General features: G+C 32.1%; 2 protein-coding genes. Both read left to right on the top strand.

All coding sequences use genetic code 11. The features are described 5' to 3' along the window. The first annotated feature begins 406 nt into the window (after positions 1 to 406). Entirely contained in the window at positions 407 to 628 is a 222-nt protein-coding gene (locus tag A500_RS19055) for a DUF1659 domain-containing protein (protein WP_016209207.1), read from the top strand. Between the two features lie 89 nt (positions 629 to 717). Beyond that, positions 718 to 851 (top strand): DUF2922 domain-containing protein (locus A500_RS22190; RefSeq protein WP_479723493.1); only part of this gene is annotated, 134 nt, incomplete at its 3' end.

Here is an 851-nt window from a genome sequence, read left to right as displayed (position 1 = left end):
AATTACTAGCTTCACATATTTTAAAGCAACAATTTTTAATGCACCACATGCCATAAACCAAGGATAATTTCATAAAACCAATTGATGTACTGTGGTAACCAACTCGATAATTATCGATACATCTTGAGCACAACATCCACCGATAATTACCGATTAGGCTACCAGCAAACTATATGCTATAGAAACTATAGATGTACTATATATGCACTTGGACAACCCCAGGGGAGTCCACCTTTGACAGGCTCTGTCCAAGGACGTTTTAGCTCGTAAATTTATTGATCACTTTATAACTGTCCACTAAGAGGTCACTTAGTTGACATATCGGTATTAATCAAAAAAGAGTTAAAATAGATTTTTTATAAATCTTTTTTTTGCATATATGAAGATTATACGAGGAGGTGATAATATGGCAGCAAATTCAGTATTAACAGAAAATGCTATGAAGGTTAGATACCGAATAGGAGTTGATTCTAAAGGTAAGGATGTTTTTAAAGAGCAAAGCTTTAAAAATATTTCTGCTGATGCAACTGATGATAATTTAGTTCAATTATCTGATGCAGTAGAAAAGCTTTTAGACTATAGCGTATCAACTATTAAAAAGCAACAAACCTTTATAGTTACAAGATAGTAATTAATGGGATCAATAATTTAGAAAGGAGGGTTTTAAATGATTCAAAGAACTGTAGCAATGTCTTTTAAAGACGTTTCAGGTAAAAGATTAATCTTTCAGTAAGAGATGCAAAGGAAAGTGTAGCAGATGCAGATATCTTAGCCTTAATGGATAATGTAATAACTAATAAACTAATAAAATCAGAAGCTGGAGACTTAACAGAAAAAGTTTCAGCTCAAGT

Origin of the sequence: Clostridium sartagoforme AAU1, from assembly GCF_000401215.1 — a bacterium.
In the GTDB taxonomy this organism is placed as follows: domain Bacteria; phylum Bacillota; class Clostridia; order Clostridiales; family Clostridiaceae; genus Clostridium; species Clostridium sartagoforme.
The sequence above is the reverse complement of the archived record's forward strand: the minus strand, read 5'-3'. Positions and strand labels throughout refer to the sequence as shown.